The 26,447-nt window shown below is 66.0% G+C and carries 23 protein-coding genes; 11 read left to right on the top strand and 12 right to left on the bottom strand.

Annotation, left to right across the window (positions count from 1 at the left end; all coding sequences use genetic code 11):
- Together pnp and KAY22_RS08640 are read left to right on the top strand one after the other, a co-directional pair.
- A partial coding sequence (gene pnp, locus KAY22_RS08635) for a polyribonucleotide nucleotidyltransferase (RefSeq protein WP_296622281.1) occupies positions 1-1,362 on the top strand: 1,362 nt, incomplete at its 5' end.
- Between the two features lie 145 nt (positions 1,363-1,507).
- Positions 1,508-2,533 carry a histidine kinase dimerization/phosphoacceptor domain -containing protein gene (locus KAY22_RS08640; protein WP_296622283.1) on the top strand — a complete coding sequence of 342 codons (1,026 nt, stop codon included), beginning with the start codon at positions 1,508-1,510 and terminating at the stop codon, positions 2,531-2,533.
- 28 nt (positions 2,534-2,561) lie between these two features.
- On the opposite strand, the gene KAY22_RS08645 is transcribed toward KAY22_RS08640, so the two are convergent.
- Positions 2,562-3,161: a thymidine kinase gene (locus KAY22_RS08645; protein WP_296622285.1), complete on the bottom strand. Its 600-nt coding sequence runs from the start codon at positions 3,159-3,161 to the stop codon at positions 2,562-2,564.
- A 139-nt stretch (positions 3,162-3,300) separates the two neighbouring features.
- On the opposite strand from KAY22_RS08645, the gene KAY22_RS08650 reads away from it, so the two are divergent.
- Positions 3,301-4,026 (top strand): HPP family protein, encoded by a 726-nt coding sequence (locus KAY22_RS08650; protein ID WP_296622286.1) that lies wholly within the window; start codon positions 3,301-3,303, stop codon positions 4,024-4,026.
- Positions 4,027-4,042: 16 nt separating this feature from the next.
- Here the strand turns inward: KAY22_RS08650 and rbfA are convergent, their stop codons facing one another.
- The 6 genes from rbfA to rimP all read right to left on the bottom strand — a co-directional run bounded on the left by rbfA (position 4,043) and on the right by rimP (position 10,258).
- A complete protein-coding gene (gene rbfA / locus KAY22_RS08655) occupies positions 4,043-4,453 on the bottom strand; it encodes a 30S ribosome-binding factor RbfA (RefSeq protein ID WP_296622288.1) in 411 nt (136 codons plus the stop codon).
- Positions 4,454-4,559: 106 nt separating this feature from the next.
- Positions 4,560-7,151: a translation initiation factor IF-2 gene (infB, locus tag KAY22_RS08660; protein ID WP_296622291.1), complete on the bottom strand. Its 2,592-nt coding sequence runs from the start codon at positions 7,149-7,151 to the stop codon at positions 4,560-4,562.
- A 28-nt stretch (positions 7,152-7,179) separates the two neighbouring features.
- Positions 7,180-7,917, bottom strand: a complete 738-nt coding sequence (locus tag KAY22_RS08665; protein WP_296622293.1) for a DUF448 domain-containing protein — start codon at positions 7,915-7,917, stop codon at positions 7,180-7,182.
- Entirely contained in the window at positions 7,904-8,134 is a 231-nt protein-coding gene (locus KAY22_RS08670) for a 4-oxalocrotonate tautomerase family protein (protein WP_296622295.1), read from the bottom strand. The genes KAY22_RS08665 and KAY22_RS08670 overlap by 14 nt, the downstream gene beginning before the upstream one ends.
- Before the next feature lie 6 nt (positions 8,135-8,140).
- Positions 8,141-9,727, bottom strand: a complete 1,587-nt coding sequence (nusA, locus tag KAY22_RS08675; protein ID WP_296622297.1) for a transcription termination factor NusA — start codon at positions 9,725-9,727, stop codon at positions 8,141-8,143.
- Between the two features lie 6 nt (positions 9,728-9,733).
- The gene (gene rimP / locus KAY22_RS08680) at positions 9,734-10,258 is read right to left on the bottom strand and encodes a ribosome maturation protein RimP (RefSeq protein WP_296622299.1); all 525 of its coding nucleotides are present in this window, start codon (positions 10,256-10,258) and stop codon (positions 9,734-9,736) included.
- Positions 10,259-10,534: 276 nt separating this feature from the next.
- On the opposite strand from rimP, the gene KAY22_RS08685 reads away from it, so the two are divergent.
- The gene (locus KAY22_RS08685; protein ID WP_296622301.1) at positions 10,535-12,085 is read left to right on the top strand and encodes a methyl-accepting chemotaxis protein; all 1,551 of its coding nucleotides are present in this window, start codon (positions 10,535-10,537) and stop codon (positions 12,083-12,085) included.
- A gap of 27 nt (positions 12,086-12,112) precedes the next feature.
- Here KAY22_RS08685 and hemA read toward each other — a convergent pair whose 3' ends face one another.
- Complete coding sequence (gene hemA, locus KAY22_RS08690; RefSeq protein WP_296622303.1) at positions 12,113-13,327, bottom strand: 5-aminolevulinate synthase; 1,215 nt, start codon at positions 13,325-13,327, stop codon at positions 12,113-12,115.
- A gap of 128 nt (positions 13,328-13,455) precedes the next feature.
- Positions 13,456-14,250, bottom strand: coding sequence for a glutamate racemase (murI, locus tag KAY22_RS08695; protein ID WP_296622305.1), 795 nt, complete (start codon positions 14,248-14,250; stop codon positions 13,456-13,458).
- 121 nt (positions 14,251-14,371) lie between these two features.
- Between murI and plsY the strand changes: the two genes are divergently transcribed.
- From plsY to topA, 3 genes are all read left to right on the top strand, one after another.
- Positions 14,372-14,959: a glycerol-3-phosphate 1-O-acyltransferase PlsY gene (plsY, locus tag KAY22_RS08700; RefSeq protein WP_296622307.1), complete on the top strand. Its 588-nt coding sequence runs from the start codon at positions 14,372-14,374 to the stop codon at positions 14,957-14,959.
- 1 nt (position 14,960) lies between these two features.
- Positions 14,961-16,055, top strand: coding sequence for a DNA-processing protein DprA (gene dprA / locus KAY22_RS08705; protein ID WP_366514074.1), 1,095 nt, complete (start codon positions 14,961-14,963; stop codon positions 16,053-16,055).
- 114 nt (positions 16,056-16,169) lie between these two features.
- Positions 16,170-18,746 carry a type I DNA topoisomerase gene (gene topA / locus KAY22_RS08710; protein WP_296622310.1) on the top strand — a complete coding sequence of 859 codons (2,577 nt, stop codon included), beginning with the start codon at positions 16,170-16,172 and terminating at the stop codon, positions 18,744-18,746.
- 45 nt (positions 18,747-18,791) lie between these two features.
- On the opposite strand, the gene trpS is transcribed toward topA, so the two are convergent.
- From trpS to secB, 3 genes are all read right to left on the bottom strand, one after another.
- Positions 18,792-19,787 carry a tryptophan--tRNA ligase gene (trpS, locus tag KAY22_RS08715; RefSeq protein ID WP_296622313.1) on the bottom strand — a complete coding sequence of 332 codons (996 nt, stop codon included), beginning with the start codon at positions 19,785-19,787 and terminating at the stop codon, positions 18,792-18,794.
- 57 nt (positions 19,788-19,844) lie between these two features.
- A complete protein-coding gene (gene murJ, locus KAY22_RS08720; protein WP_296622316.1) occupies positions 19,845-21,422 on the bottom strand; it encodes a murein biosynthesis integral membrane protein MurJ in 1,578 nt (525 codons plus the stop codon).
- A 66-nt stretch (positions 21,423-21,488) separates the two neighbouring features.
- Complete coding sequence (gene secB, locus KAY22_RS08725; protein WP_296622318.1) at positions 21,489-21,989, bottom strand: protein-export chaperone SecB; 501 nt, start codon at positions 21,987-21,989, stop codon at positions 21,489-21,491.
- Positions 21,990-22,215: 226 nt separating this feature from the next.
- On the opposite strand from secB, the gene KAY22_RS08730 reads away from it, so the two are divergent.
- From KAY22_RS08730 to KAY22_RS08745, 4 genes are all read left to right on the top strand, one after another.
- Positions 22,216-22,866, top strand: coding sequence for a Tim44/TimA family putative adaptor protein (locus tag KAY22_RS08730; protein ID WP_296622320.1), 651 nt, complete (start codon positions 22,216-22,218; stop codon positions 22,864-22,866).
- Positions 22,863-24,107, top strand: a complete 1,245-nt coding sequence (locus KAY22_RS08735) for an MltA domain-containing protein (RefSeq protein WP_296622323.1) — start codon at positions 22,863-22,865, stop codon at positions 24,105-24,107. Before KAY22_RS08730 ends, KAY22_RS08735 begins: the two co-directional genes overlap by 4 nt.
- Positions 24,085-24,669: a Smr/MutS family protein gene (locus KAY22_RS08740; protein ID WP_296622326.1), complete on the top strand. Its 585-nt coding sequence runs from the start codon at positions 24,085-24,087 to the stop codon at positions 24,667-24,669. The genes KAY22_RS08735 and KAY22_RS08740 overlap by 23 nt, the downstream gene beginning before the upstream one ends.
- Positions 24,670-24,788: 119 nt before the next feature.
- Complete coding sequence (locus KAY22_RS08745; RefSeq protein WP_296622330.1) at positions 24,789-26,168, top strand: alginate export family protein; 1,380 nt, start codon at positions 24,789-24,791, stop codon at positions 26,166-26,168.
- Positions 26,169-26,447: the final 279 nt, after the last annotated feature.

A 26,447-nucleotide genomic window follows, 5' to 3' on the forward strand; every position in this document is an offset into this window, starting at 1 on the left:
ACCAAGACGGTCCGCCCGATCGTCGCGGAAGCGCATTTCCTGCCGCGCGCCCATGGTTCGGCACTGTTCACCCGTGGCGAGACGCAGAGCATTTCGACCTGCACCCTCGGCACCAAGGACGCCGAGCAGATGATCGATGGCCTGAACGGCCTTCGTTACGAGCACTTCATGCTGCACTACAACTTCCCGCCTTACTCGGTCGGTGAAGTCGGTCGCTTCGGCGCGCCGGGCCGTCGCGAAGTTGGCCATGGCAAGCTGGCATGGCGTGCGCTGCACGGCGTGCTGCCGACCAAGGAAGAGTTCCCCTACACCATCCGTCTGACCTCGGACATCACCGAGTCGAACGGCTCGTCGTCGATGGCGACGGTGTGCGGCGGCAGCCTTGCGATGATGGACGCCGGCGTGCCGATCAAGCGGCCGGTTTCGGGCATCGCCATGGGCTTGATCCTGGAAGGCAAGGAATTCGCGGTTCTCAGCGACATCCTGGGCGACGAGGATCATCTCGGCGACATGGACTTCAAGGTGGCAGGCACGTCCGAAGGCATCACGACGATGCAGATGGACATCAAGATCGCCGGCATCACCGAAGAAATCTTCACCGCTGCGCTGCACCAGGCCAAGGAAGGCCGCGCGCACATTCTGGGTGAGATGGCCAAGGCCCTCGACCACACCCGGACCGAGCTGTCGGCGCATGCGCCGCGGATCGAGACGATGTCGGTTCCCAAGGACAAGATCCGCGACATCATCGGTACCGGCGGCAAGATCATCCGTGAGATCGTCGCCACCACCGGCGCGAAGGTCGACATCGACGATGACGGCACCGTCAAGATCTCGTCGTCCGACACGGCCCAGATCGAAGCTGCCAAGAACTGGATCATCGGCATCGTCGCCGAGCCGGAAGTGGGCAAGGTCTACACCGGCAAGGTCGTCAACCTCGTCGATTTCGGCGCGTTCGTGAATTTCATGGGGGGCAAGGACGGTCTTGTCCACGTCTCCGAGATCAAGAACGAGCGGGTCGAGAAGGTCGCGGACGTTCTGTCCGAAGGTCAGGAAGTCAAGGTCAAGGTCCTCGAGATCGACAATCGCGGCAAGGTCCGCCTGTCGATGCGCGTCGTCGACCAGGAAACCGGTGAGGAACTGCCCGATACGCGTCCGCCCCGCGAGGAGCGTCCGCGCGGTGAGCGCAGCGATCGCGGTGACCGGGGCGATCGTGGCCCGCGTCGCGACGGCGACCGCCGCCGCGAAGGTGGCGATCGCGGCCCGCGCCGCGACCGTGGCCCGCGCCGCGAACGTTCGGAAGGTGGCAGCGAGGGCGGCGATCCCGAGTTCGCCCCGGCTTTCCTGACCCGCGACGACGACTGATCGTCCGGCCGGATCCAGAAGGAAGAGGGGGGCCTCGCGGCTCCCCTTTTTCTTTGGCCCATGGACAACAACCATAGCTGCGGCGAAGCTTGTTGCCCGCCAGCCGTCACTATGCGTAGGTAGCAGCGAAAATTTCGGCGGAGAAATGGCCTTGAAGGACGAAACTGCGTCCTTTCTCGAACGGTTGCCACTCGGCCGGAACAGGCCGGTGCTGCGCTATGCCTCCGTCCTGGCAATATGCGCGCTATGCTTCTTTGTTCGCTGGATCGCCGACCCGGTCATGCCGGCGGGCTATCCCTTCGTCACCTTCTTTCCCGGCGTCATCCTGTCGACCTTTCTGTTCGGCATAGGGCCGGGGATCCTCGCAGCCGTGCTGTGCGGGGTCGCATCCTGGTATTGTTTCATTCCCCCCTCCTTTTCGGCCAAATTCTCCGGCGGGGTCATGTTCGCCATGGCTTTCTATGCGCTGGTGGTGCTGATCGACGTCGCTCTGATCGATTGGCTGCAGCGGATGAACCGGCGGCTGGCGGTTGAACGCGAGCGGAGTCGCAAGCTCGCCGAGCGGGGAGAGGTTCTGTTCCGCGAATTGCAACACCGCGTCTCGAACAATCTGCAGGTCGTCAGCGGGCTCATCGCGCTCCAGAAGAAGAGCGTAAGCGACGAAGCGGCGCGAGCTGCACTCGAGGAGGCCGCGCGGCGGCTGGGCCTGATCGGACGCATCCACCGCCAGCTCTATGACCCCCATGGCGATCAACTGCACATTCGCGACTTCCTCGATCAGCTTGGCCCGGATCTCATCGATGCCAGCGGCAAGCCGGGGATATGCTGCCGGGTGATCGTCGAAGACGATTTCGCACTGGAGCCGGATGCGGCCGTTCCGATGGCCCTGATCATCGCCGAAGCGGTGAGCAACGCGCTCGAGCATGGCTTTGGCGACCGCGACGAGGGGCGCGTCGAGATCAGCGCGCAACGGACGGCCGACGGGATGTTGGAGTTGCGCGTGACCGATGACGGCGCAGGCCTTCCCACGGGCTTTAGTCTGGAGCAGACGAACAGTCTTGGTCTCAAGCTGGCCCAGGCGCTCGCCCGCCAACTCGGCGGGAGCTTCGATCTGGTTGCCGGTCGCGTGACCACGGCGTTGCTGAGACTGCCGGACGGGGACACCGTCTGATGCGTTGCGGCATCCGTACGCTCTGCTTTCAGTCGATCAGGGCACCCCTGCGAAGGCCCATCTGTTCGGCATAATGCCGGCGGCATAGGGCGACATAACGTTCATTGCCACCGACCTCGATCTGTTCGCCCTGCTTGACGGGGTAGCCTTCAGCGTCGATCCGCAGATTCATCGTCGCCTTGCGCCCGCAGGCACAGATCGCCTTGAGTTCGACCAGCGTGTCGGCGATGGCGAGCAGCGCCGCGCTGCCGGGAAAGAGTTTGGCCTGGAAGTCGGTGCGCAGGCCATAGGCGACCACGGGAATGTTGAGTTCGTCGCAGACCGCCGCAAGCTGAAAGACCTGCGCGCGCGTCAACCACTGTGCCTCGTCGACCAGAACTGCATGTACGGGGCTCTCCGCGAGCTCGATCGCGACCTCCTCGAACAGGTCGGTATCCTCGTCGATTGCGGTGGCATGGGCGGCCAGACCGATCCGCGAGGTGATCTTGCCCGGCTCGAAACGGTCGTCGAAGGCGGCTGTGAACAACAGGGTCCGCATCCCGCGCTCGCGATAGTTGAAATCGGCTTGCAGCAAGGTTGCCGATTTGCCGGCGTTCATCGCGGCATAATAGAAATAAAGCTTCGCCATGTCCCCATCCTAGCGCGCCCGTTCCGTGCGGCAATCACATGGACCGTCCAACCCCAACGGCGGTGACAGTAGCGCGGATTGCGGCGGCGCAAAGAGTCTTTGCTGGCACCCGACACGCTTTGCGTGAATAGGGCGGGGCATGACCATCCTGGCTCCTGGAGAGACACCCTCCGCCCCATTGCCCCGTCTCCGCGCGGCGCTCTCGCGCATCGCGGCGGACCGGGCCACCAATGATCGTGCCCTGGCGGGCGTGGGGGCCATCATCGGGATCGCAGCCTTTGCGTGGCTGCTGCACCGCCTGATCGGTGCCGGCCATGGCCCACTGCTGATCGCGCCCGTGGGGGCGGCGGCGGTCCTCGTCTTCGCGGTCCCGGCAAGCCCGCTTGCGCAGCCCTGGGCGCTGTTCGGAGGCAATATCCTGTCAGCGCTGGTCGGGGTCACGGTCGCGCGGCTGGGGCTCGATCCCTGGTGGGCGGCGGGACTGGCCGTCGGTGGGGCGATTTGCGCCATGGCGTTGCTCCGTTGCCTGCATCCGCCGGGAGGCGCGGTCGCCCTGACAGCGGTACTCGGTGGTCCGGCAGTTGCGGCCAGCGGCTATGGCTTTGTCGCGATGCCGGTCGCGGTCGGCACCGCGATGCTGTTCCTGACCGCCTGGTGTTACCATCGCTTCTCGGGACATAGCTATCCGCACGTTGCACCGGCGGCGCCCGTCGTGGTCCATAGCCCGCTGGAGTTCGGCCGCGAAGATCTGCTCGGAGCGATCGACGACTATCCCGACATTCTGGACGTCAATATCGACGATCTCGAACGGTTGCTCCATGCCGCCGAGCAGCGCGCCTTGAATCGTCGGCGCGGGACTCGATAAACGGCCGATCTAGCCGTCAGTCGTCGTCTTGGTCGTCGTCCCGGCCCAGATCGCGAGCGACGGCGGGGGCGCGCAAAAGGCTGTCGATATGGCTGCCTTCGTCGAAGCTCTCGTCGGCCAGGAACTTCAGCTTGGCTGCATATTTCGTGTTCACGCGGCGCGCGACCTCGCTCTGCAGGAAAGCGGTGTTGGTGCGGAGCGCCTTGATCACGGCATCCTCGTCGGTTCCCAGCAGGGGCTTCACGAAGACGGTGGCGTGGCGCAGGTCAGGCGACATGCGCACTTCGGTGACCGATACCATGTGCCGCGCCAGCGTGTCGTCATGCACCTCGCCGCGCATCAATATCTCGGACAGCGCGTGGCGCACCTGCTCGCCGACGCGGAGCAGGCGGACAGAACGGCCTTCTTGGGTCTCGTTGCGACGCATAGGTAAACCTTTCCGTGCAATGCGGCGCCGCAGGATTCAGGCAAAGGGCCGGACGCGGCATGACCACGCCCGGCCCCGAGCTTATTGTCCAGCGGCGAAACGCTCGTCAGAGCGTCCGCGCGCGTTCCTCGACCTCGAAGGTCTCGACGATGTCGCCCGGCTTGATGTCGGTCGTGGCTTCCAGCGTGATGCCGCATTCCAGACCGGCGCGAACTTCCGGTACGTCGTCCTTGAAGCGACGCAGCGACGAGATCGATCCGTTGTAGATGATGACGTCGTCGCGAAGAATGCGGGCGCGCAGCTTCTGGCGGATATAACCTTCCAGAACCAACAGACCGGCGGCCTTGCCATGCTTGCCCGCCGAGAAGACCTCGCGGATTTCGGCGCGGCCGACGACATGCTCCAGATATTCCGGACCGAGCTGGCCGGCCATGGCGGCGCGGATCTCGTCGAGAAGATCGTAGATGACGTCATAATATTTGAGGGCGACGCCGTCGCGCGTGGCGATCTCGCGGGCCTTTGCATTGGCGCGGACGTTGAACCCGATGATCGGCGCGCGCGAGGCGGCCGCCAGGGTGACGTCGCTCTCGGTGATGCCGCCGACCCCGGCGTGCAGGATGCGCACCTGGATGAGGTCGGTCGAGATCTTGTTGAGCGACCCGACAATGGCTTCGACCGAACCCTGGGCATCGGCCTTGACGACGACCGGATACTGCTGGGCCTTCTGTTCGCGCAGCGCCGAGAACATCGACTCCAGGCTGGCGGGAGCGGCCGTGGTGCGCTTCTGCTGGATGACGCCGGCACGATAGGCAGCGACCTCGCGGGCGCGGGCTTCGTTCTCGACGACCGACAGCTGGTCGCCGGCGCTGGGTACGCCCGACAGGCCGAGAACCTCGACCGGCTGGGACGGACCCGCCTCCTTCACATTGCGGCCCTTGTCGTCGATCAGCGCGCGGACCTTGCCGCTCTCGGCACCGACGACGAAGATGTCGCCGACCTTGAGCGTGCCGCGTCCGACCAGAATCGTGGCGACGGCGCCGCGCCCCTTGTCGAGGGTCGCCTCGACGACCGTACCCTCTGCGGCACGGTCCGGATTGGCCTTGAGTTCGAGCAGTTCCGACTGAAGCTCGATCTTGTCGATCAGTTCGTCGAGACCGGTCTTCTTGAGCGCGGAGACCTCGACCTCCTGGACGTCGCCGCCCATGCTTTCTACCTGCACGTCATGCTGCAGCAGCGCCTCGCGGACGCGCTGCGGATTCGAGCCCGGCTTGTCCATCTTGTTGATTGCGATGATCATCGGCACGCCCGCTGCGCGGGTGTGGCTGATCGCCTCGATCGTCTGCGGGCGAAGACCGTCGTCGCCGGCGACCACGATCACCACGATGTCGGTGATGTTGGCACCGCGAGCGCGCATGTCGCTGAACGCTTCGTGACCCGGCGTGTCGAGGAAGGTGATCCTGTTCCCGCTCTTCACCTGCACCTGATAGGCACCGATGTGCTGCGTGATGCCGCCGGCTTCGCCCGAGGCGACGTCGGTGCCGCGCAGTGCGTCGAGCAGGCTGGTCTTGCCATGGTCGACATGGCCCATGATCGTGACGACGGGCGGGCGCGGCTGCAGCGTATCTGCCGAATCCACGTCGTCGGAGGTGACGAGGTCGACGTCGGAATCCGACACGCGCTTGATGTTGTGGCCGAACTCGGTGACCAGCAGCTCGGCGGTGTCCTGGTCGATCGACTGGTTCACCGTGACGGGCATGCCCATCTTGAACAGCGCCTTGACCAGATCTGCGCCACGCTCGGCCATACGGTTGGCCAGTTCGCCGACGGTGATCGTCTCGGGCACGGCGACGTCGCGCACCTGCTTCTGCTGGACGGTGCCGGCCTGGTGGGCGCGCTTGTCCTTTTCACGCGCACGCTTGAGCGCGGCGAGCGAACGGGCGCGCGCTCCGCTGTCGTCGTCGAGGGCGCGGGTGACGGTCAGCTTGCCCGACTGGCGGCGGTCGTCGCCCTTGCGGTCGCGCTGCTGCGGACGTGGCGGCTCCAGACGCTTGGCCGGGGTGACCGGGGTGAAGCGGCGGGGCGGCGGCGCGCTGCTTGCAGGGCGCTCTGCGGGTGCGGCGGTCGCGGGAGTAGCGGCAGCCGCCGGCTCCTCGACAGCGGCAGGGGCCGAAGCCGGTTCTGCGACGGGCTCGACCGCAGGCTGCGCGGCGGCCTTCTCGGCCTCCTCCTCGGCGCGGCGATTTTCCTCGGCGCGGCGACGCTCTTCCTCGGTCGCTTCGGCCTTGGCGCGCTCCTCGCGGCGGCGCGTTTCCTCGAGCGCAGCCATGCGCGCCTCTTCGGCCTCACGGAGCAGCCGCTCCTGCATTTCGCGGCGTTCCAGCGGCGTCATGGCGCGGGTGATAGGCGCGGGCGCGGGGCGCGCGGCAGGCGGTGGAGCGACCGGACGGGGCGGGGGAGGCGTTTCCGCAGCGGGCGCCCGGGCGGGCGCCTGCGGTGCGGGAGCCGGCGCAGCTGCCACCTCCTCGACGATGGGCTCGGCTTCGCCCGGCCGACCGAGTACGCGGCGGCGCTTCACCTCGACCACGACGGTGTTCGACCGACCATGGCTGAAGCTCTGCTTCACCTGACCCGTCTCCACCGTGCGCTTGAGGCCCAGCGGCGCGCGCATTCCCAGTTTCGGCTTGTCGTTATCGCTCATCTGGTAACCGAACCCTTCACTTCGAACTTCAAAATTCCGTAGCGCGGATGGACCCTGCGGATAGCTTCCGCAAGGCTGTAGCGCTTTCCGAACGTCCAATGAAACCGCACCAGCGGCTCAAAGCGTCTGCGACGCGCGCGGCGGACGCCGGCACAGTCACACCTATATGTACCACATTGTCGCGCCCAAGCGCCATCGACAATATGGTGCGATCCGCCGGAATTACTACCCCGCGCAGGTCTTCGCCCTCGGCGTCGAGGCCGACGCGCAAGGCCTGGTCGAGTTTCCGGTTACCGTCTTCCGAGGCGTCCGCTGCATGGAGCAGCAGCGTCAGTTGGCCACGCCGGGCGGCCTCGCCGATGCGGTCGCTGCCGGTGAGGACCGCACCGGAGCGCATTTCCAGTCCCAATCGGTCGAGCGCTGTCCGCAGCAGGCCGTCCTCGATCATCGCGGGAAGATCGGGCGCTATGCTGATCTCGCTGGTCTTGAACGCCCGCGACAGCGCACCCTTGAGCTTGCCCTTGGCGAGCGCGGTCTCGAGTGTCGGCCGGTCGACACCGATCCAGGCCCCGCGCCCCGGAGCCTTGGCGCGCAGGTCGGGCAGGACGAGGCCATCGGGCGAGAGGGCGAGCCGAATCAGGCTGGCGCGGGGATCGCGTTCGCCGGACAATATGCATTTGCGCTCGGGCGCGGCCTTTCCGCCCCCGCCTGAACGGCGGGGAGCGTCGGTCTCGACGATTAGCGGAGCATGGTCATCGTGGGCCATTCGCAGAAGCGACCTCCTGCGCTGGACTTGCCGGACGATCGGCAATGAGAATGCCGCCTGCGCCGTAATTCTCCGTCGACACCTCGGTGATTGTCACCTGTACCGCGCTCGCCGGCTTGCCGAGATGCGCGCCAAGGCTGGCCGTCACGTCTGCGACGATGGCGGCCTTCTGGGCGCGGCTGGCGGTGCCGGCGATGCGGATGTCGACGAAGGGCATGGACGATCAGGCCTCGTCGGTGAACCAATGGGCGCGGGCGGCCATGATGATTTCGTTGCCCTGATCCTCGCTCAGGCCATATTCGGCCAGAACGCCACCCTTATTGGCCTCCTCGCCACCACGATCACCACGGTCGTTCTGACGGCGGCGCTGGTCGGCGCGCTTCTTCTGGATGAGCTCGTCGGTCGCAAGATCGGCCAGATCGTCGAGTGTCTTGATCCCCGCCTTGCCGAGCGTGACGAGCATCGCCTCGGTCAGATAGGGCAGTTCCGCCAGCGCATCCTCGACGCCGAGCGCGCGGCGCTCTTCGCGGGCGGCGGCTTCGCGGCGCTCCAGCGCTTCCTGCGCGCGGCTCTGCAGCTCGGCGCCCAGCTCCTCGTCGAAGCCCTCGATCGAGGCCAGTTCGTCGAGTTCGACATAGGCGACCTCTTCCAGCGCGCCGAAGCCTTCGGCGACGAGCAACTGGGCGAGCGTCTCGTCGACGTCGAGCTCGTTCTGGAACATCTCGGAGTTCTGGATGAACTCCTTCTGGCGCTTCTCGCTGGCGTCGGCCTCGGTCAGGATGTCGATCGCCTTGCCGGTCAGCTGGCTGGCGAGACGGACATTCTGGCCGCGGCGACCGATGGCGAGGCTCAGCTGATCGTCGGGGACGACGACCTCGATGCGCTCTTCCTCTTCGTCGATGACGACGCGCGAGACCTGGGCGGGCTGCAGCGCGTTGACGACGAAGGTTGCCGTGTCGGGCGACCAGGGGATGATGTCGATCTTCTCGCCCTGCATTTCCTGCACGACGGCCTGCACGCGGCTGCCCTTCATGCCGACGCACGCACCGACCGGATCGATCGAACCGTCATGGCTGATCACGCCGATCTTCGCGCGGCTGCCCGGATCGCGGGCGGCGGCCTTGATCTCGATGATGCCGTCGTAGATTTCCGGGACTTCCTGCGCGAACAGCTTCTTCATGAAGTCGGGGTGCGCGCGGCTCAGGAAGATCTGCGGGCCGCGATTTTCGCGACGGACGCTCAGGATCAGGCTGCGCACGCGATCGCCGACGCGGACGACTTCGCGCGGAATCTGCTGGTCGCGGCGGATGACGCCTTCGGCGCGGCCCAGGTCGACGACCACATGGCCGAACTCGACCCGCTTGACGACACCGGTGATGATCTCGCCGGCACGGTCCTTGAACTCGTCATATTGACGCTCGCGCTCGGCGTCGCGGACCTTCTGGAAGATCACCTGCTTCGCGGCCTGCGCGGCGATGCGGCCGAATTCGATCGGGGGCAGCGGGTCGACGATGAAGTCGCCGATGGCCGCACCCTTCTGCAGCTTCTGGGCGTCAGGCACCGACACCTGCTTGAAGAAATCGTCGACCTGCTCGACCACCTCGACGACGCGCCACAGGCGCATGTCGCCGCTCTTCGGATCGATCTTGGCGCGGATGTCGTTCTCGGCACCATAGCGTGCGCGGGCAGCGCGCTGGATCGCGTCCTCCATCGCCTCGATCACGATTTCGCGATCGATCAGCTTTTCCCGGGCGACGGCATCGGCAATCGCGAGAAGCTCTGCCCGGTTCGCGGAAATGGCGGTGGCCATGACGACTTATCCTTCCAGTTGAATCTTGTCCGCACCCTCGGTGGAGAGCGGTGCGGTGGCCTTGATGAGAGCATCGGTCAGGATCAGCTTCGCGCTGGCGATCTGCGCCAGCGGCACCGCGACCTCACCCAGTTTGTTTACACCCAGCGTAACCGAGTCGCCATCGCTGGCGATGATACGCCCGTCGAACTGCTTGCGACCGTTGAGCGGCGACGCCATCTTCACGCGAGCATCGAACCCGGCCCAGTCGATCCAGTCCTGCACCCGGGTCAGCGGACGGTCTATGCCGGGAGAGCTGACTTCCAGACGATAGGCTTCCTCGATCGGATCCAATTCGTCGAACTTTTCCGAAATGCGGCGTGAAAGCGCCTCGCAGTCGGAGATGTCGAGCTGTCGCGTATCGGGTCGCTCGGCCATGATCTGCAGCGTAGGATCGCTTTTGCCGCCGAAAAAGGCGACACGCACGAGTTCGAGTCCCAAGGCCTTCGCCTCGGGTTCTATCAACGTCGTCAGTGCGGCGATGTCCGCCATCCATGCTCCTGTTCGAAACGCAGCCGGTATTGCGCCGGGTGCTTTCGCATCCGGCCTCGGCAGAGTTTCCAATGTCGAGAGATGACGGCGATATAGGCCAAAGCTGCGGCCGCGGCAATATGCGACGTGGGAGACGCAAAGAATCGCTGAGCCTCGTCGGTTCATCGCATCGTTAGCTATTCGCTAACCCCGTAATTCTACGAATGAGCATGAGATTTCCGACCGATGTCGCGCGTGAAGCGATTCGCGGCTTCGGCGGCTGTTTCCGGAGATCCGATGCGTATTGTCGAACTCGATGTCCTCCGCCAGCGCGGGATGAGGCTGATCAGCTGGAGCGGCGTTGCCTTTACCGCGCTGCTGGCGCTGGCGATGGCCGTCGGACTTCTGACGCCTTCGCCCATGGCTGTCCTGATCTCGGCTGCCTTCAACCTGCTGCCGATGCGCGCTGCTCTCCATGGCAAGCATGACGTTCGGAGCCGGATGACAGTCGGCGGGCTCGCTGCCGCGCAGCCGGCGATCCTCGTCTACAGCCTGTCCGGCCATCAGTGGCAGATGGACATGCACATGTATTTCTTCGTCGCGCTCGCCAGTCTCACCATCTTGTGTGACTGGCGTCCGATCGTGCTCGCCTCCGGGCTGGTCGCCGTCCATCACCTTATCCTAGACTATGTCGCGCCCCAATGGATCTTCTACGGCGGTGGCGACCTGATGCGGGTGTTCGTCCATGGCGCGGCGGTCGTCCTGCAATGCGCGCTGCTCAGCCATATCGGCATGCAACTCGGCGACCTGCTGATCCGCCAGGGGCAGGCGCGGCACGAAAGCGAGCGGCTGGCAAGCGAAGCGGAAGCTGCTGCGACGGAGGCGAGAGCGGCGCAGGAGGCAGCCGAGCGGGCACTGGCGGCGGTTGCGGCAGCGGACTCGCGTACGGCAGCGGAGCGACGGCGGCGCGAGGAGCGCGAGCAGGAGATGCAGGAAGCCAGGCGGCAGGAACTGTTCGCCCTGGCTGGCGAGTTCGAATCGTCGGTCCATGGCGTGGTGACTTCGCTGGGGGCGGCGGCGCTGCAGCTGGAAACCGGCGCCGGTGCACTCAGCGATCTGGCCAATGACAGCAGTCAGCAAAGTGCCGCTGTGGCGCTCCAGGCCGCACGGGCATCGGACGCTGCCCGGACCGTCGCGCAGAGCGTCGGCGATCTGTCCCATTCGATTTCCGGCATTGCCGCCAGCGTAGACCAGCAGGCGCAGTTGAGCGCGCGGGCGCGGGCCAACTCAGCCACCGGCGACAAGGCGGTCCGCTCCCTATCCGCGCGGGCGACCGACATCGGCGAGTTCACCGGCAAGATCCAGGCGATCGCGTCGAACACCAATTTGCTCGCGCTGAACGCGACGATCGAGGCTGCACGCGCGGGCGAGGCGGGGCAGGGATTTGCGGTGGTCGCGACCGAGGTCAAGAGCCTCGCCACCCAGGCGTCTCGCGCGACCGAGGAAATCAGTGCGTTGATCGACCGAGTCCATGCCGGCGCGCGCGTGGCGGAAAGTTCGCTTGGAGACGTGCTCGACGTGGTCGAAAATCTCAGCATCGCGGCGACCAGCATTCGAGAGATGCTGTCTGCACAGCGTGACACGGCGCAACTGCTCGAGGCCAACGCACGCCATACGGCCGAGGATGCCGACGAAATGGCAGCCCGCGTCAATCATGTCGCGGCGGTCGCCAGTGAAGCGGGACAATTGTCGGGTCAGGTACGCGGGGCTGCCGGAAATCTGCTCGATCAGTCGCGGCAGTTGCAACGGGTGACCGAGCACTTCGTATCGCAGCTGCGCGCTGCCTGATAACCACGAAAAGGCGGGGACCGCCGCTCAGGCCGCCAGCCGCATCTCCATCCGGTCCCAGATCTCGAGGAGCGCCTGGGTCAGTTCCCGCATCATGTCCTTGCTGTGGGCCGGGCCAGGCGTAAAGCGAAGCCGCTCGGTACCGCGCGGCACGGTCGGATAGTTGATCGGCTGCACATAGACGCCATATTCGGCGAGGAGGATGTCCGAAATCTTCTTCGCTTTGACCGGGTCACCGACCATCAGCGGCACGATGTGCGTGCTGGTCTGCATTACCGGGAGGCCCGCGTCGGCGAACAGCTTTTTGAGCATTGCCGCCGCTGCCTGCTGGCCGTCGCGCTCTTCGGACGACGCCTTGAGGTGCTTGACGCTGGCGAGGGCGCCGGCAACGAGCACCGGCGACAGCGACGTCGTGAAGATGAACCCCGGCGCATAGCTGCGGATCACGTCGATGATCATCTGGTCGGCGGCGATATAGCCACCCATCACGCCGAACGCCTTGCCCAGCGTGCCTTCGATCACGGTGATCCGGCTGGCTGCCTCGTCGCGGTCCGAGATGCCGCCGCCGCGCGGGCCGTACATGCCAACGGCGTGGACTTCGTCCAGATAGGTCAGCGCGTTATATTTGTCGGCGAGGTCGCAGATCGCGTGGAGCGGGGCGACGTCGCCGTCCATCGAATAGACGCTCTCGAAAGCGATCAGCTTCGGCGCATCGGGATCTTCGGCGGCCAGCAGTTCTTCGAGATGGGCGAGGTCGTTGTGGCGGAAGACCCGCTTCTCGCAGCCTGAATTGCGAATGCCCGCGATCATCGATGCGTGGTTGAGTTCGTCCGAGAAGATGATGCAGCCCGGCAGGACCTTGGCCAGCGTCGACAGCGTGGCTTCGTTCGAGACATAGCCCGAGGTGAAGAGCAGCGCGCCTTCCTTGCCGTGGAGGTCGGCCAGTTCGGCTTCGAGATCGACGTGATAATGGGTGTTGCCGCCGATGTTGCGGGTACCGCCCGATCCGGCACCGACATCGTGAAGCGCTTCTTCCATCGCCGAGATCACCTTGGGATGCTGGCCCATGGCGAGATAGTCGTTCGAACACCAGACGGTGACCGGTTTCGGTCCGTTATGCCCCGCGAAGCAGCGCGCATTCGGGAACATGCCCTTGTTGCGCAGGATATCGATGAAAACGCGGTAGCGACCTTCCGCATGCAGACGGTCGATCGCCTGGGTGAATACGCGCTGATAATCCAAGAGCCCTGCTCCCCAGCGCCCCGGCCTTCGCCAAAGGGCTAAACACGCTGCCTTTTACGGCGAGGGGCGGGCAAATACCAGTGCGAACAATTCCTAATATTCCCGATCAGAGAATCGCGCATTCTCGATCACAGGATCGAGATATGGTCGAGCCCCCGATCCGCCAGCGCCGAGCGTAGCGCCGTCGACGGCTCGATCGGCGCGGTGAACACCGCTTCGCCCGAAGGCGCGTCGGGCCAGGCCTGATCCGCCGTCAGATGCGCGACGCGCCGGGCGATGCCGGGACCGCCGTCGACGAAGCGCAGCAGGCGTGGTGAAGCGGCCGCGAGTTCGTCCGCGACCAGCGGGAAATGGGTGCAGGCCAGAACGACCGTGTCGATCCGCTCGCCGCCGGGCTGATCGAGCAAGCCGGACAGCACCGCCCGATAGTCTGAGGGATCGGTCGGCTCGCCGCGCAGCTTGGCCTCGGCCAGTTGCACCAGCTTCGCCGACCCGTGGCGCAGCACCAGGCAGTCCGACGCAAAGCGGGCCGAAAGGTCGTCGACATAAGGCTGGCGAACGGTTGCGTCGGTGCCGAGCACGCCGAAGGCGCGGGTCTGCGACTGCTCCGCCGCCGGCTTGATCGCGGGAACCGTTCCGACGACCGGAAGGTCGAGAGCCGATCGCACTGCCGCGAGCGCGATGGTGGAGGCGGTGTTGCAGGCAATCGTCACAAGACGCGGGCGGTAGCGTTCCACGAGCCGGCCGAGCAGCGCGGGGACGCGCGCGGCGATTTCGGCTTCGCTCCTTATACCATAGGGAAAGCCGCCATTGTCGGCGACGTAGACGTAGGAAGCTTGCGGCAGGAGCGCGCGGGTAGGGGCCAGCACGGACAGACCGCCCACCCCGGAATCGAACATCAGGATCGGGCGTTCGTCGGCCATCGCGCTCCACTTAAGGGTCGCGGGCCGCTATCGCAACGGGTGGCGAGCCGGCCGCATCGGTTGCGCCGTCCCCCCCATTGACTATGCTGCGCACAAACCATGTTGGGGAACGGGTTACTGCATGTTTTCGACGACGACCCTCTTGCTGCTGTTGGGCGGCTATCTTCTCGGCTCCATCCCGTTCGGAGTCGTGCTGACGCGGCTGGGCGGTGCCGGTGATCTCCGCCAGATCGGCTCGGGCAATATCGGCGCCACCAATGTCCTGCGCACCGGCCGCAAGGGGCTGGCGGCGGCGACCCTGTTGCTCGACGGCGGCAAGGGCGCGGCGGCGGTGCTGATCGCCGGTGCGATCCAGCCCGATGTGGCGCTTTGGGCCGGTGGCGCGGCCTTTCTGGGGCATCTCTATCCGGTCTGGCTGAAATTCGCCGGCGGCAAGGGCGTGGCGACGATGCTCGGCGTCTCGCTCGCCATCTGGTGGCCCGCAGGTCTGGCCTTCGCGCTGGTATGGCTCGCCATGCTTGCGGTCAGCCGGCGGTCCTCGGTCGGCGGTCTTTCGGGTGCGGTCGCGGCGCCGATCGCGGCTGCGGTGGGCGGGCAGTCTGATGCGGTGCTGGTGATGCTCGGCATGACGCTGCTGGTGGTGTGGAAGCACCGCGGCAATATCGCCCGCCTGCTCGACGGTACCGAGCCCAAGGTCGGGAGCAGCTGAACTGTCCGGCGGGTTCGACCATGACGAACGGCTGGCCCGGCTCCGCCTGATCCGGACGCCGCGCGTCGGCCCGGTCGCGCATGCCCAGTTGATCGCCCGTTTCGGCACCGCGCGTGCCGCGATCGAGGCGCTGCCCGATCTGGTCCGGCGCAATGGCGGTGCCATGCCGGCCATCGCCGACGCGGCGTCCGCCCAGCGAGAGATGGAGCAGGTCGAGCGGATCGGCGCCCTGCAGATCTTTCGTGGTGAGCCTCTCTACCCCGCCTGGCTCGATCGCTGCGATGGCGCGCCTGCCATGCTGGTGATCCGTGGCGATCCGGCACTTCTTCAACGGCGCGCGGTGGCCATGGTCGGCGCGCGCAATGCCAGCGGTGCGGCGATGCGCTTTGCCCGGCAACTCGCCCATGATCTTTCCGTAAAAGGCTGGCTGGTCGTTTCCGGACTGGCGCGGGGGATCGATACGGCGGCGCATGTCGGTTCTCTCGAACACGGCACCGCTGCGGTCATCGCCGGAGGCATCGACATCGTCTATCCACCCGAAAATGATCGTCTTCAGGCGGAGATCGCAGAACGCGGTTTGCTGATCGCCGAACAGCCGCCCGGGGTAGAGCCGCGCGCGCGGCATTTCCCGCATCGCAACCGGATCATAGCGGGCCTCGCCGAGGGGACCGTGGTGGTCGAAGCCGCGCCGAAGTCTGGATCGCTGATCACGGCGCGTCTGGCCGGCGAGTTCGGCCGCGAGGTGATGGCGGTGCCGGGCTCGCCGCTCGATCCGCGCGCGCAGGGCTGCAACCTGCTGATCCGCGAAGGTGCGACGCTCGTGCAGTCGGCCGACGACATCGTCGAGTCGCTCTCGCCGATCGGCGGGGTGTCGGTGCCACCTCTGCCGCTGTTCGCATCGAGTCCCCCACGGGACGTTGGCGACGGGGATCGCGACGCTATTCTGGGCCTGCTCGGCCCGGTCCCGCTGCCGGTCGACGAACTCATTCGCCTGTGCGGCGCCCCGGCGCCTGCGGTTCAGGCAGTGCTGCTCGATCTCGAGCTGGCCGGCCGGCTTGAACGCCATGCCGGGGGCAAGGTCAGCCTGACCGCGTGACATTTCCGGGATGCCCGCCCTTGACGAGGGGCGAAGCGTCTAGCCACCTTCGTACGTGTACGCGTGCGTAGGCCCCCGGCCTATGCGCTCCGAAAAGGAATGCCTGTAATCGCCATGAAGCTCGTCGTCGTAGAATCGCCCGCCAAGGCCAAGACCATCGAAAAATATCTCGGTCCGGGTCACCGCGTCCTCGCCTCCTACGGACATGTCCGCGATCTTCCGGCCAAGGATGGCTCGGTCGATGCCGACAATGGCTTCGAGATGGAATGGGAGGCTTATGCCGACAAGACACGGCAGCTGAAGGCGATTGCCGACGAGGCGAAGAACGCCGATGTCCTGATCCTCGCGACCGACCCCGATCGCGAGGGCGAGGCGATCAGCTGGCATGTGAAGGAGGTGCTCGGCAAGCGCCGGGCCCTGCCCAAGACCGTCCAGCGCGTGACCTTCAACGCGATCACGAAGCCCGCCGTAACCGAGGCGATGGCCAATCCGCGCGAACTCGACGAGGATCTGATCGACGCCTATCGGGCACGCCGCGCGCTTGATTATCTGGTCGGCTTCACCCTGTCGCCGGTGCTGTGGCGCAAGCTGCCCGGCGCCAAGTCGGCGGGACGCGTCCAGTCTGTGGCGCTGCGGCTCGTGGTCGATCGCGAACGCGAGATCGAGCTGTTCCGACCCCAGGAATATTGGTCGATCACCGCCGACATGGAGCATGACGGCATTCCGTTCATCGCGCGCCTCGTGCGCTGGAAGGGGCAGAAGATCGATCGTCTGACGATCGGAAACGGCAAGGATGCCGGTGCTGCCAAGGCCGATGTCGAGGCGGGGCGCTTCTCGGTCGCCACGGTCGAGACCAAGCCGCTGACGCGCAACCCGCCGCCACCCTTCACCACCTCGACCCTGCAGCAGGAGGCCGCCCGCAAACTCGGCTTCTCCGCCAGCCACACGATGCGTCTGGCGCAGGCGCTCTACGAGGATGGCGCGATCACCTATATGCGGACCGACGGCGTGCAGATGGACGGCAGCGCCATCACCGCCGCTCGCGGCGCGATCGCCAACCGCTACGACGCCTCCTATGTCCCCGACAAGCCGCGCCAGTACACCGCCAAGGCCAAGAACGCGCAGGAAGCGCATGAGGCGATCCGCCCGACCGACTTCTCGCGCGACCGCGCCGGCAGCGGCGACCATGGTCGGCTCTACGACCTGATCTTCAAGCGCGCGCTCGCCAGCCAGATGGCGTCGGCGCGGCTCGAGCGGACCACGGTCGACATGACTGACGGTACCGGCCAGCACGCGATCCGCGCGACCGGCCAGGTCGTCCTCTTCCCCGGCTATCTGGCGCTCTACGAGGAAGGCCGCGACGATGAGGCCGACGACGAGAGCCGTCGCTTGCCCCGGATGAAGGAGGGCGATGCCCCCGCCAAGAAGAAGGTCAATTCCGAGCAGCACTTCACCCAGCCGCCGCCGCGCTTTTCGGAAGCCAGCCTGGTCAAGAAGATGGAGGAACTCGGTATCGGGCGTCCCTCCACCTATGCCTCGATCCTGCAGACGCTCAAGGACCGCGAATATGTGACGGTCGAGAAGAACCGCTTCCAGCCGAGCGAAAGCGGGCGTCTGGTCACCAGCTTTCTCGAACGCTTCTTCGATCGCTATGTCAGCTACGACTATACCGCGCATCTCGAGGAGAGCCTCGACGACGTCTCGGGTGGCCGCGCCGGCTGGCAGGCGGTGCTGGAGGCCTTCTGGAAGGACTTCAAGCCGAAGACCGCAGAGGTGATGGAGCAGAAGCCGTCCGAGGTGACGGCCGCGCTGGACGAGTTCCTAGCGCCCTATCTGTTTCCCGAGAAGGAGGACGGAAGCGATCCGCGCCAATGCCCGGTGTGCGAGGCGGGTCGCCTGTCGCTGCGCGGCGGGCGCTTCGGGGCCTTCATCGCCTGCTCCAACTACCCCGATTGCAAATATACGCGCCGCTTCGCCCAGGCGGGCGCGGCGGATGCCGGTGCCGATGCCGGCCCCGTCGTGCTCGGCACTGATCCCGAGAGCGGGCTGGAAGTCTCTCGCCGCGCGGGTCGCTTCGGCCCCTATATCCAGCTCGGTGACGGCAAGGATGCCAAGCGGTCATCGATCCCGAAGGATGTGGGTACCGATGCGCTCGACATGGACTGGGCGCTCAAGCTGCTGTCGCTGCCGCGTCTGATCGGCCCGCATCCGGAGACGGGCGAGCCGATCACCGCCTCGATCGGGCGCTTCGGTCCCTATCTGGCGCATAATGGCAAATATGCGCGCCTCGCCTCGACCGCCGAGGTGTTCGAGACCGGCATGAACGCCGCGGTCGTCAAGCTGGCCGAAGCCGCTGCCGGCGGCGGTCGCCAGCGGGGCAAGGCCGAGCCGCTCAAGCAATTCGGCACCAGCCCGGTGACCAATGCCGAGGTCAAGCTGATGGCCGGTCGATTCGGTCCCTATGTGACCGACGGCGAGACCAATGCGACGCTGCCGAAGACCGCCAATCCCGACGAAATGACGCTGGAAACGGCGCTCGAGCTGCTGGCCGCGCGGGCCGCCAAGGGGCCGCCGGCCAAGGGCAAAAAGAAGGCTGCGCCGAAAAAGGCGGCGGCGCCAAACAAGGCGGCTGCGGAGAAGAAGCCCGCTGCGAAGAAGGCACCGGCGAAGAAGGCGGCTGCAAAGGCCTGACGGGAAAAGGAGGGCGCCCTTTGGCCGGGTGCCCTCCCGTATCGCTTAAAGCCCCATTGCCCGATAGGCACTGGCGAGCGTCGGAGCAGCCAGCGCGCGGGCCTTTTCGGCGCCCTTGGCAAGGATCGCGTCGACCTCGGCCGGATTTTCCTTCAATGCTCGCAGCCGCTCCGCGATCGGCCCCAGCCTCTCGACGAGCATTTCGCCGAGCGCAGGCTTGAACGCGCCGAAACCCTGGCCGCCGAACTGCGCCAGCACCTCGGCCGGGGTCGTGTCGGTCATCGCGGCGTAGATGCCGACAAGGTTGCGCGCCTCGGGCCGGCCTTCCAGCCCTTCGATCGTCTCGGGCAGGGGCTCGGGATCGGTTTTCGCCTTGCGCACCTTCGACATGATTGTCTCGGCATCGTCGGTCAGGTTGATGCGGCTCATGTCCGACGGGTCGGATTTCGACATCTTGGACGATCCGTCGCGCAGGCTCATGACGCGCGCGGCCGGGCCGCCGATGACGGGCTCGGGCAGAGTGAACAGTTCGACCGCGAAGTCGGTGTTGAACTTGGTCGCGATGTCGCGCGCCAGTTCCAGATGCTGCTTCTGGTCTTCGCCGACCGGCACATGGGTTGCCTGATAGAGCAGCACGTCGGCCGCCTGCAGTACCGGATAGGCATAGAGGCCGATCGAGGCGCCCTCGCGGTTCTTGCCGGACTTTTCCTTGAACTGCGTCATGCGGTTCAGCCAGCCGATGCGGGCGGTGCCGTTGAGCAGCCAGCACAGTTCGGCATGCGCGGGAACGTCGCGCTGGCGGAACAGGATCGCCTTGTCGGGATCAATGCCGCACGCGACCAGTGCCGCCGCCATTTCGCGGATGTTGGAGGCCAAAGTCGCCGGGTCGTTGTGCACGGTGATCGCGTGCAGGTCCGCCAGGAAGAACAGGCATTCGCCCTCGTCCTGCATCTGCACCCAGCGCTTGATCGCGCCGAGATAGTTGCCGAGGTGGAGGTTGCCGGTGGGCTGGATGCCCGAGACTGTGCGCTTGTGGGTCATGATAGCCGGGCTATTGGGGCGACGCCCGACCGAGTCAAGCGCGCCGTCCCGTCGACCTTAGCGACGGCGGCGCAACTGCCCCTTCAGCGTGGCGACCGAATAGGCGCCCAGACCGAAGACCAGACCGAAATAGACGAGTGCGGCGGCCACTATCATCACGCCGAGCGCGGCGGTCCGTTCGAGCAGGCTGCGGCCGGTCCAGGGATCGATCCACGGGTTCAGGAAGAACAGCAGGGCGGCCATTGCGAGCGTGGCGGCGATCAGTCGAATGCCGGTGCGCCGCAGCCGGTCGTCGACCGCGAAATGGTCGCGCCGACGCAGCGTCACATAGAGCAGCCCCGCATTCACCCAGGCCGAGACGGCGGTGGACACCGCCAGTCCGACATGGGCGAGCGGCCAGATCAGGACGAGGTTGAGGACGAGGTTCACCAGCATCGCGACCAGCGCGATGCGCACCGGCGTCTTGGTGTCGGCGCGCGCATAGAAGCCGGGGGTCAGCACCTTGATCAGCACATAAGCAGGCAGGCCCAGCGAGAAGGCCGCGAGCGCCCGCGCGCTGGCGATCGTGTCGGCGGGCGTGAAGGCGCCGTGCTGCAACAGCGCGCGGATCAGCGGGGTCGCCGACACCATCAGCGCGGCGGTGGCCGGCAGGGTGAGCAGCAGCACCAGCTCGATCGCGCGGTTCTGCGTGTCGAGCGCGGCCTGGCGGTCGCCGCCTCCCAATTGCCGCGACAGGCTGGGCAGCATGGCTGTGCCGACGCCGATGCCGATCAGGCCCAGCGGAAGCTGGTTCAGCCGGTCGGCATAATAGAGATAGGAGACCGACCCCTCGGGCAGGAAACGCGCGGCAAGGGTGGTCGAGATCAGCAGGTTGAACTGCACCGCGCCGGCGCCCAGCGCGGCAGGGCCGATCAGCTTTAGCAGCCTTTTCACCTCCGGGCTCAGGCGGGGCAGGCGAACGCGCAGCCGGACGCCGGCCTGCCAGCAGGCGAGGACCAGCCAGGCAAGCTGGAGGGCTCCCGACACCGTGACGGCGATCGCCTGGGTCCGGGCGGTCTCGACGTCGCTATGCCCGCGAAAGAAGAGCAAGCCCGCGATCAGGCACAGGTTGAGCAGGATCGGTGCGGTGGCGTTGACCCAGAAACGGTTGAGCGAATTGAGGATGCCGCCGAGCAGCGACACGAGCGAGATCAGCATCAGATAGGGAAAGGTGATCCGCGTATATTCGGTCGCCAGCGCGAACTTTTCGGGGCCGCCATCGGGAAAGCCGCCGGTCATCGTCCACACGATCGGCCCGGCGGCGAATATCATGATTATCGTGAAGACGATCAGGATGGGCAGCAGGACCGAGAGCACGTCTTCGGCAAAGCGCAGCGCGACCGCCAGACCTTCGCCAGGCTTGTCCTTTTCGGCTTCGGCCACCGTCCGGTTGAACATAGGCACGAAGGCGGCCGAAAAGGCACCCTCTGCGAAGAGCGCGCGAAACAGATTCGGCAGCCGCCAGGCGATCAGAAAAGCGTCGGACGCGAAGCCGGCCCCGACGAAGCGGGCCATCAGCATGTCGCGGACGAACCCAGCGATGCGGCTGATCAGGGTCAGCCCGCCGATGGTCGCGCTGGCTTTGAGCAGGCTCATGCGATCAACCTCCGACCGCCTCTCCCGGCGGAGCGGGAAGGGCGGTCAGACGGGTCCATTCCGGTTTCAGGCTTCCCCGGCCGGCTGGGTTTCGGCCAGTTCCTGCTGCTGCTGGGCCTGCTGCATGTACAGCGCGCCGAAATCGATCGGCTCGAGCACCAGCGAGGGGAAATTGCCGTCGCGAATCGCATCGGCGGCGACACGGCGGGCGAAGGGGAAGAGCAGACGGGGGGCCTCGGCGAACAGGAAGACCGGGATATGCTCTTCCGGCACGTTGCGGATGCCGAACAGGCCCGCATAGACGAGGTCGACGACATAGGAGGTGAGTTCGCCCTGGGTCGCCTTGATCTCGATCTTGAGCGCGACTTCGTACACGTCCTCGCCCGCCAGCTGCGAGCCGATGTTGAACTGCACGTCGATCTGCGGCTGTTCGGGCGCCTGATAGATGCCCGGGGCGCTCGGATTTTCGAACGACAGGTCCTTCACATATTGGGCGATCAGCGCGACCTGCGGCAGATTGTCCTGGCCATTGCCCAGCATTTCGGTGGCGCCCGTCTCTTCGCTCATTGCAAGTCTTTCCATAGGTTCGTTGAGCCGGAGCACGGGCCGCCCGCGTCCGGCAATGCGCTTCGCGCCTAGCAGGCAGGGCGAAGGCGGGCAATGGCGCGGTTGCCCCGGCCGCCGGCGGTCGCGAGCGCCTGTCCGCTACCCGAAAGGTCAGCGGGGCCGAGTCATTTGAAACTTGGACCCTTTGTCCCTATGTTGTGCGTTCTGGCAGCGTATTGGAGGCCCGGTGACGACGATTGTCATTTTAGCGATGGTGTTCCTCTTCGTGGCGTTCCGCCTGTGGAGCGTGCTCGGCCGTCGTACGGGGCACGAGCAGACCATCGCCCGGCCCGCCGAGGCTGCTCCCGCGCCGATCGGGGCTGGCCGGTCGCTTCCAGACAACCTGTCGTCCGCTCCTGCGGTCCGTCCGGCTGCGGTGGAGCCGCGCGCCGAAGCGGGTGTGCGCGCAATTCAGGCCACCGATGGCAGCTTCGATCCGGCGCAGTTTCTCGAAGGCGCACGTTCGGCCTATCGGATGATTCTCGAAGCCTATTGGCGCGGCGATGTCGACACGCTGCGCCGGCTGGTCGAAGATGACGTGTTCGATGCTTTCTCCGCCGCGATCGAAGAGCGCAAGGCTGCCGGCGAGACGCTCGACAATCGGCTCGTCTCCATCGAGAATGCCGTGATCGAGCAGGCGCGCATGAACGGACAGATGGCGCATGTCACCGTCCGGTTCGATGCCGACATCGCCGCCGTGACACGCGATGCGGAAGGCAATGTGCTCGCCGGATCTCTGTCGGACGCGGTGCCGACGCATGATGTCTGGACGTTCAGCCGGCATGTCCGCGCCGACGACCCGAACTGGATGCTGGTCGAAACCGACGAGGCCGCGTGATCCGCCGCCTCGTCGCGGGCCTCTCCGCGCTGGCCGCGCTGTCGGCCTGTACCGTCGTTCCCAAGCCGCATGTTCCCACCCAGCCGGTCCCGCCGGCTGGCGAGCCGGCGTCGCGACCGACCCCGGCGCCTTCCACCGGATCGCCCACGCCATCGGCGCCGCGAACGGCGGTCGAGAGCGGGCTGCTCCCCGGTCCGGCCTTCGCCAGTTTCGGGATCAACGCCGACGCAGCTCGGGCTGCGCTGGTGGCGTTCCGGCTTTCCTGTCCTGCATTGCAGCGGCGGAGCGACCAGAGTGGCCTGACCCAGTCGGGCGACTGGAGCGAGCCTTGCGCGCGCGCTGCCGGCTGGCCCGACAATGACGCCGGCTCCTTTTTCGCCAATCAGCTGAGCGTGATTCAGGTCGGTGGAGGCAAGGCTTATGCCACCGGCTATTATGAGCCCGAAATTGCCGGATCGCGCACGCAGCAGCCTGGATATGATGTACCGGTCTACAAGCGACCGTCCGATCTGATCGAAGGTGATCTGGGAGACTTCTTCCCCGACATGAAGGGCAAGAAGATTCGGGGTCGCGTGCAGGGCGGCAAGCTGGTGCCCTATCCCGATCGCGGGGCAATCGAGGATGGCGCGCTGAGCGGGAAGGCGCTGGAGATCGGCTGGGCGGCCGACCCGGTCGAATTCTTCTTCCTCCAGGTCCAGGGCTCAGGTCGCCTTCGGCTGCCGGACGGATCGGTCATGCGCATCGGCTATGACGGACAGAATGGGCGCGACTATGTCGGCATCGGCAAGCTGATGCGCGACCGGGGTCTGCTCGGGCCGGGGCAGCTTTCGATGCAGGGCGTGATGGCCTGGCTGCGCGCCAACCCCGAGGAAGGCCGCGCGATCATGCGCGAGAACAAGAGCTGGGTCTTCTTCCGCGAGCTTACCGGTCCGGGACCTATCGGCGCGATGAACGTCGCCGTGACGGGCCGCGTCACCGTCGCTGCGGATCCCGCCTTCGTGCCGCTCGGTGCCCCCGTTATCCTGCAACTCGACCGGCCCGAGGCGAACGGCCTATGGGTTGCGCAGGACACCGGCGGCGCGATCAAGGGCGCCAACCGGTTCGACACTTTCTGGGGCGCTGGAGACCAGGCCCGTATAATAGCGGGCGGGATGAGCGGGCGCGGCCAGGCATGGCTGCTCATCCCGCGCGTCGCGGCGGCCCGTCTGGCGGACCGGCGTGAGCAGGCGGCTCGATCCTGACGAAGCCGCGCTCTGGCAGCGCGTCACCGCAACCGTAAAGCCGCTGTCCGGACGCACGCCGAAGGCGCAGAGCAAGGCCGTCCCGGGCCCGCCTGTTGCCGCATCTGCCGAAGCCCACGTACCGCGTGCACAACGTGGCCGCATACCGCCCCTGCGGGTGCCAGCCTCCACCCCGCTGACGCATCAGAAGCCACTCGCCGATACGCTTGATGGCGGATGGGATCGCCGCCTGCGGCGGGGCGTCACCGACCCCGACTGGACCGTCGATCTGCACGGCCACACACTCGACAGCGCACAGCGCTTGCTCGATCGCATTCTGGATCAGTCGATCGCCGAGGGGGTGCGGGTCTTGTTGGTGATCACCGGCAAGCCGCCAAAGCAGAGCGACAGGGAATGGGATGGCCGGCCGCGCCGTGGCCTCATCCGGGCATCGATCGGTCAGTGGTTGGAGAGCTCGCGCCACGCGAGCCGGATCGCTGCCGTGCGCAATGCGCATCCGCGCCACGGGGGCGCCGGGGCGCTCTATGTGATCCTGCGGCGCGCACGCGAACCGCTGCGATAGGCTAAAACGAGCTATACCAAAGTCTTAGCGGCAAGAGCCATGCCATGGCATGGTGGAGAGCGGTGGTTAATCTTTCTCGATTAGGTCAGAAGCAGCTTTATCTGACCGGGAACCATGAATTGACGACCTTCCGCTTCCTGCCGCCGGCCCTGTTGCTCGCCCTCGCTGCTACCCCCGCCGCTGCCGAGCGAGGCCCGCTGGCGACCGCACTGGGCGCCCCGGACAATCTGACCATCACTGCGGGCATGCGTACGCGATTCGAGGCTTTTGACGGCCAGTTCCGGCGCGGTCGCGCGAACAGCGACGAGATGCTGTCGCTCAAGACGACGCTCGCCGCCGAATATGATGGCGGCGACGTCTTTCTGGGCGGCGAAATCTGGGATGCGCGGACCTATGGTCAGGACCGGTTGTCGAGTGCCGGAACCGGCGAAGTGAATGCGCTCGAATTGATCCAGGCCTATGTCGGCGTCAAGCTCGGCGATCAGAGCAAGGGCGCCAAGAGCGGCCATGGCAAGGTCATGGCCGGTCGCTTCACCCTCGATATCGGATCGCGGCGCCTTGTTTCTCGCCAGCGTTATCGGAACAATACCAACGCCTATACCGGGGTCCTTGCCGACTGGACCACCACAGGCAACTCCAAGCTCCAGCTCTTGTGGTCCATGCCGCAGATCCGCCTTCCAGAGGATGCCAACGGCATCCGCAATGATGGCGTAGAGTGGGATCAGGAAACCACCGACCTCCAGTTCTTCGGCGCGCATCTGACCGTGCCGAAGATGCTTGGCGGCGTGGTCGAGACCTATGGCTTCGGACTCATCGAGAAGGACAGCCCCGGTCGACTGACCAAGAATCGCCGCCTCTGGACGGTAGGCGCGCGTGCCTTCCGCAAGCCCGCTAAAGGCAAGTGGGATCATGACGTCGAAGCCGCCTATCAGCTTGGCAAGGTGCGCCGGACCACGGCGGTCGCCGACCGGACCGATCTCGATGTCGACGCCTGGTTCGCCCATGCCGAGTTCGGCTATGGCTTCGCCACCAAGCTCAAGCCGCGCCTGTCGCTGCACATGGATGTCGCCTCGGGCGACAAGCGCAAGCCCGGCAAGTTCGGCCGGTTCGATACGCTGTATGGCGCGCGCCGTTTCGAATTCGGCCCGACCAGCCTCTATGGTCCGCTCGGCCGTGCTAACATCGTGTCGCCCGGTGTCCGCGTCGACATCACGCCCAGCAAGACCTGGGATGCTTTCGTCATGGCGCGCGCCGCCTGGGCCGAGAGCCGTCGCGACAGTTTCTCGCAGACCGGCGTCGTCGATGCACAGGGTCGGTCGGGGCGCTTCGGCGGCTATCAGGTCGAAACCCGCGTCCGCTACTGGATCGTGCCAGAGCGCCTGCAGATTGACAGCGGAGCCGCCTGGCTGGCGAAATCCTCGCTGCTGAAGAATGCCCCGAATGCACCGGCAACGGGTGATTCCAAGGTCTTTTATTTCGATCTTATCCTGTCGATCTGATCGGGATCGACGGAAAGGCCGTGTCGCCTCCAGACGACACGGCCTCCTCGGGCCCGTCAGACGGGTTCCGATAGCGGCGGGAGCGAGAGGGGGGCCGCCCCGCTCCCGTCGTTTCTAGTTCTTCGACGGGGTCGTCGACTTGTTCTGCTGACGTGCGGTCTGCTTGACCTCGTTCCTGGTCATTGCCGACAGCAGCACATTGCCCGAACCGCTGAAATTGGCGGCGGGAAGCGTCGCGGTGCCGTTACCGACTTCCATCACCACCGACTGGACCGCGCC

Source organism: Rhizorhabdus sp., assembly GCF_018006725.1.
GTDB lineage: Bacteria > Pseudomonadota > Alphaproteobacteria > Sphingomonadales > Sphingomonadaceae > Rhizorhabdus.

Bases quoted from the DNA above. Each gene is read 5' to 3' on its own strand.
- KAY22_RS08650 (WP_296622286.1), top strand. From the start codon at position 3,301: ATGACCATCCTGGCTCCTGGAGAGACACCCTCCGCCCCATTGCCCCGT.
- trpS (WP_296622313.1), bottom strand. From the start codon at position 19,787: ATGACCCACAAGCGCACAGTCTCGGGCATCCAGCCCACCGGCAACCTC.
- infB (WP_296622291.1), bottom strand. From the start codon at position 7,151: ATGAGCGATAACGACAAGCCGAAACTGGGAATGCGCGCGCCGCTGGGC.
- KAY22_RS08640 (WP_296622283.1), top strand. From the start codon at position 1,508: ATGGCCTTGAAGGACGAAACTGCGTCCTTTCTCGAACGGTTGCCACTC.
- plsY (WP_296622307.1), top strand. From the start codon at position 14,372: ATGTTTTCGACGACGACCCTCTTGCTGCTGTTGGGCGGCTATCTTCTC.
- murI (WP_296622305.1), bottom strand. From the start codon at position 14,250: ATGGCCGACGAACGCCCGATCCTGATGTTCGATTCCGGGGTGGGCGGT.
- secB (WP_296622318.1), bottom strand. From the start codon at position 21,989: ATGAGCGAAGAGACGGGCGCCACCGAAATGCTGGGCAATGGCCAGGAC.
- rbfA (WP_296622288.1), bottom strand. From the start codon at position 4,453: ATGCGTCGCAACGAGACCCAAGAAGGCCGTTCTGTCCGCCTGCTCCGC.
- KAY22_RS08645 (WP_296622285.1), bottom strand. From the start codon at position 3,161: ATGGCGAAGCTTTATTTCTATTATGCCGCGATGAACGCCGGCAAATCG.
- KAY22_RS08685 (WP_296622301.1), top strand. From the start codon at position 10,535: ATGCGTATTGTCGAACTCGATGTCCTCCGCCAGCGCGGGATGAGGCTG.
- nusA (WP_296622297.1), bottom strand. From the start codon at position 9,727: ATGGCCACCGCCATTTCCGCGAACCGGGCAGAGCTTCTCGCGATTGCC.
- KAY22_RS08670 (WP_296622295.1), bottom strand. From the start codon at position 8,134: ATGCCCTTCGTCGACATCCGCATCGCCGGCACCGCCAGCCGCGCCCAG.
- topA (WP_296622310.1), top strand. From the start codon at position 16,170: ATGAAGCTCGTCGTCGTAGAATCGCCCGCCAAGGCCAAGACCATCGAA.
- rimP (WP_296622299.1), bottom strand. From the start codon at position 10,258: ATGGCGGACATCGCCGCACTGACGACGTTGATAGAACCCGAGGCGAAG.
- murJ (WP_296622316.1), bottom strand. From the start codon at position 21,422: ATGAGCCTGCTCAAAGCCAGCGCGACCATCGGCGGGCTGACCCTGATC.
- KAY22_RS08665 (WP_296622293.1), bottom strand. From the start codon at position 7,917: ATGGCCCACGATGACCATGCTCCGCTAATCGTCGAGACCGACGCTCCC.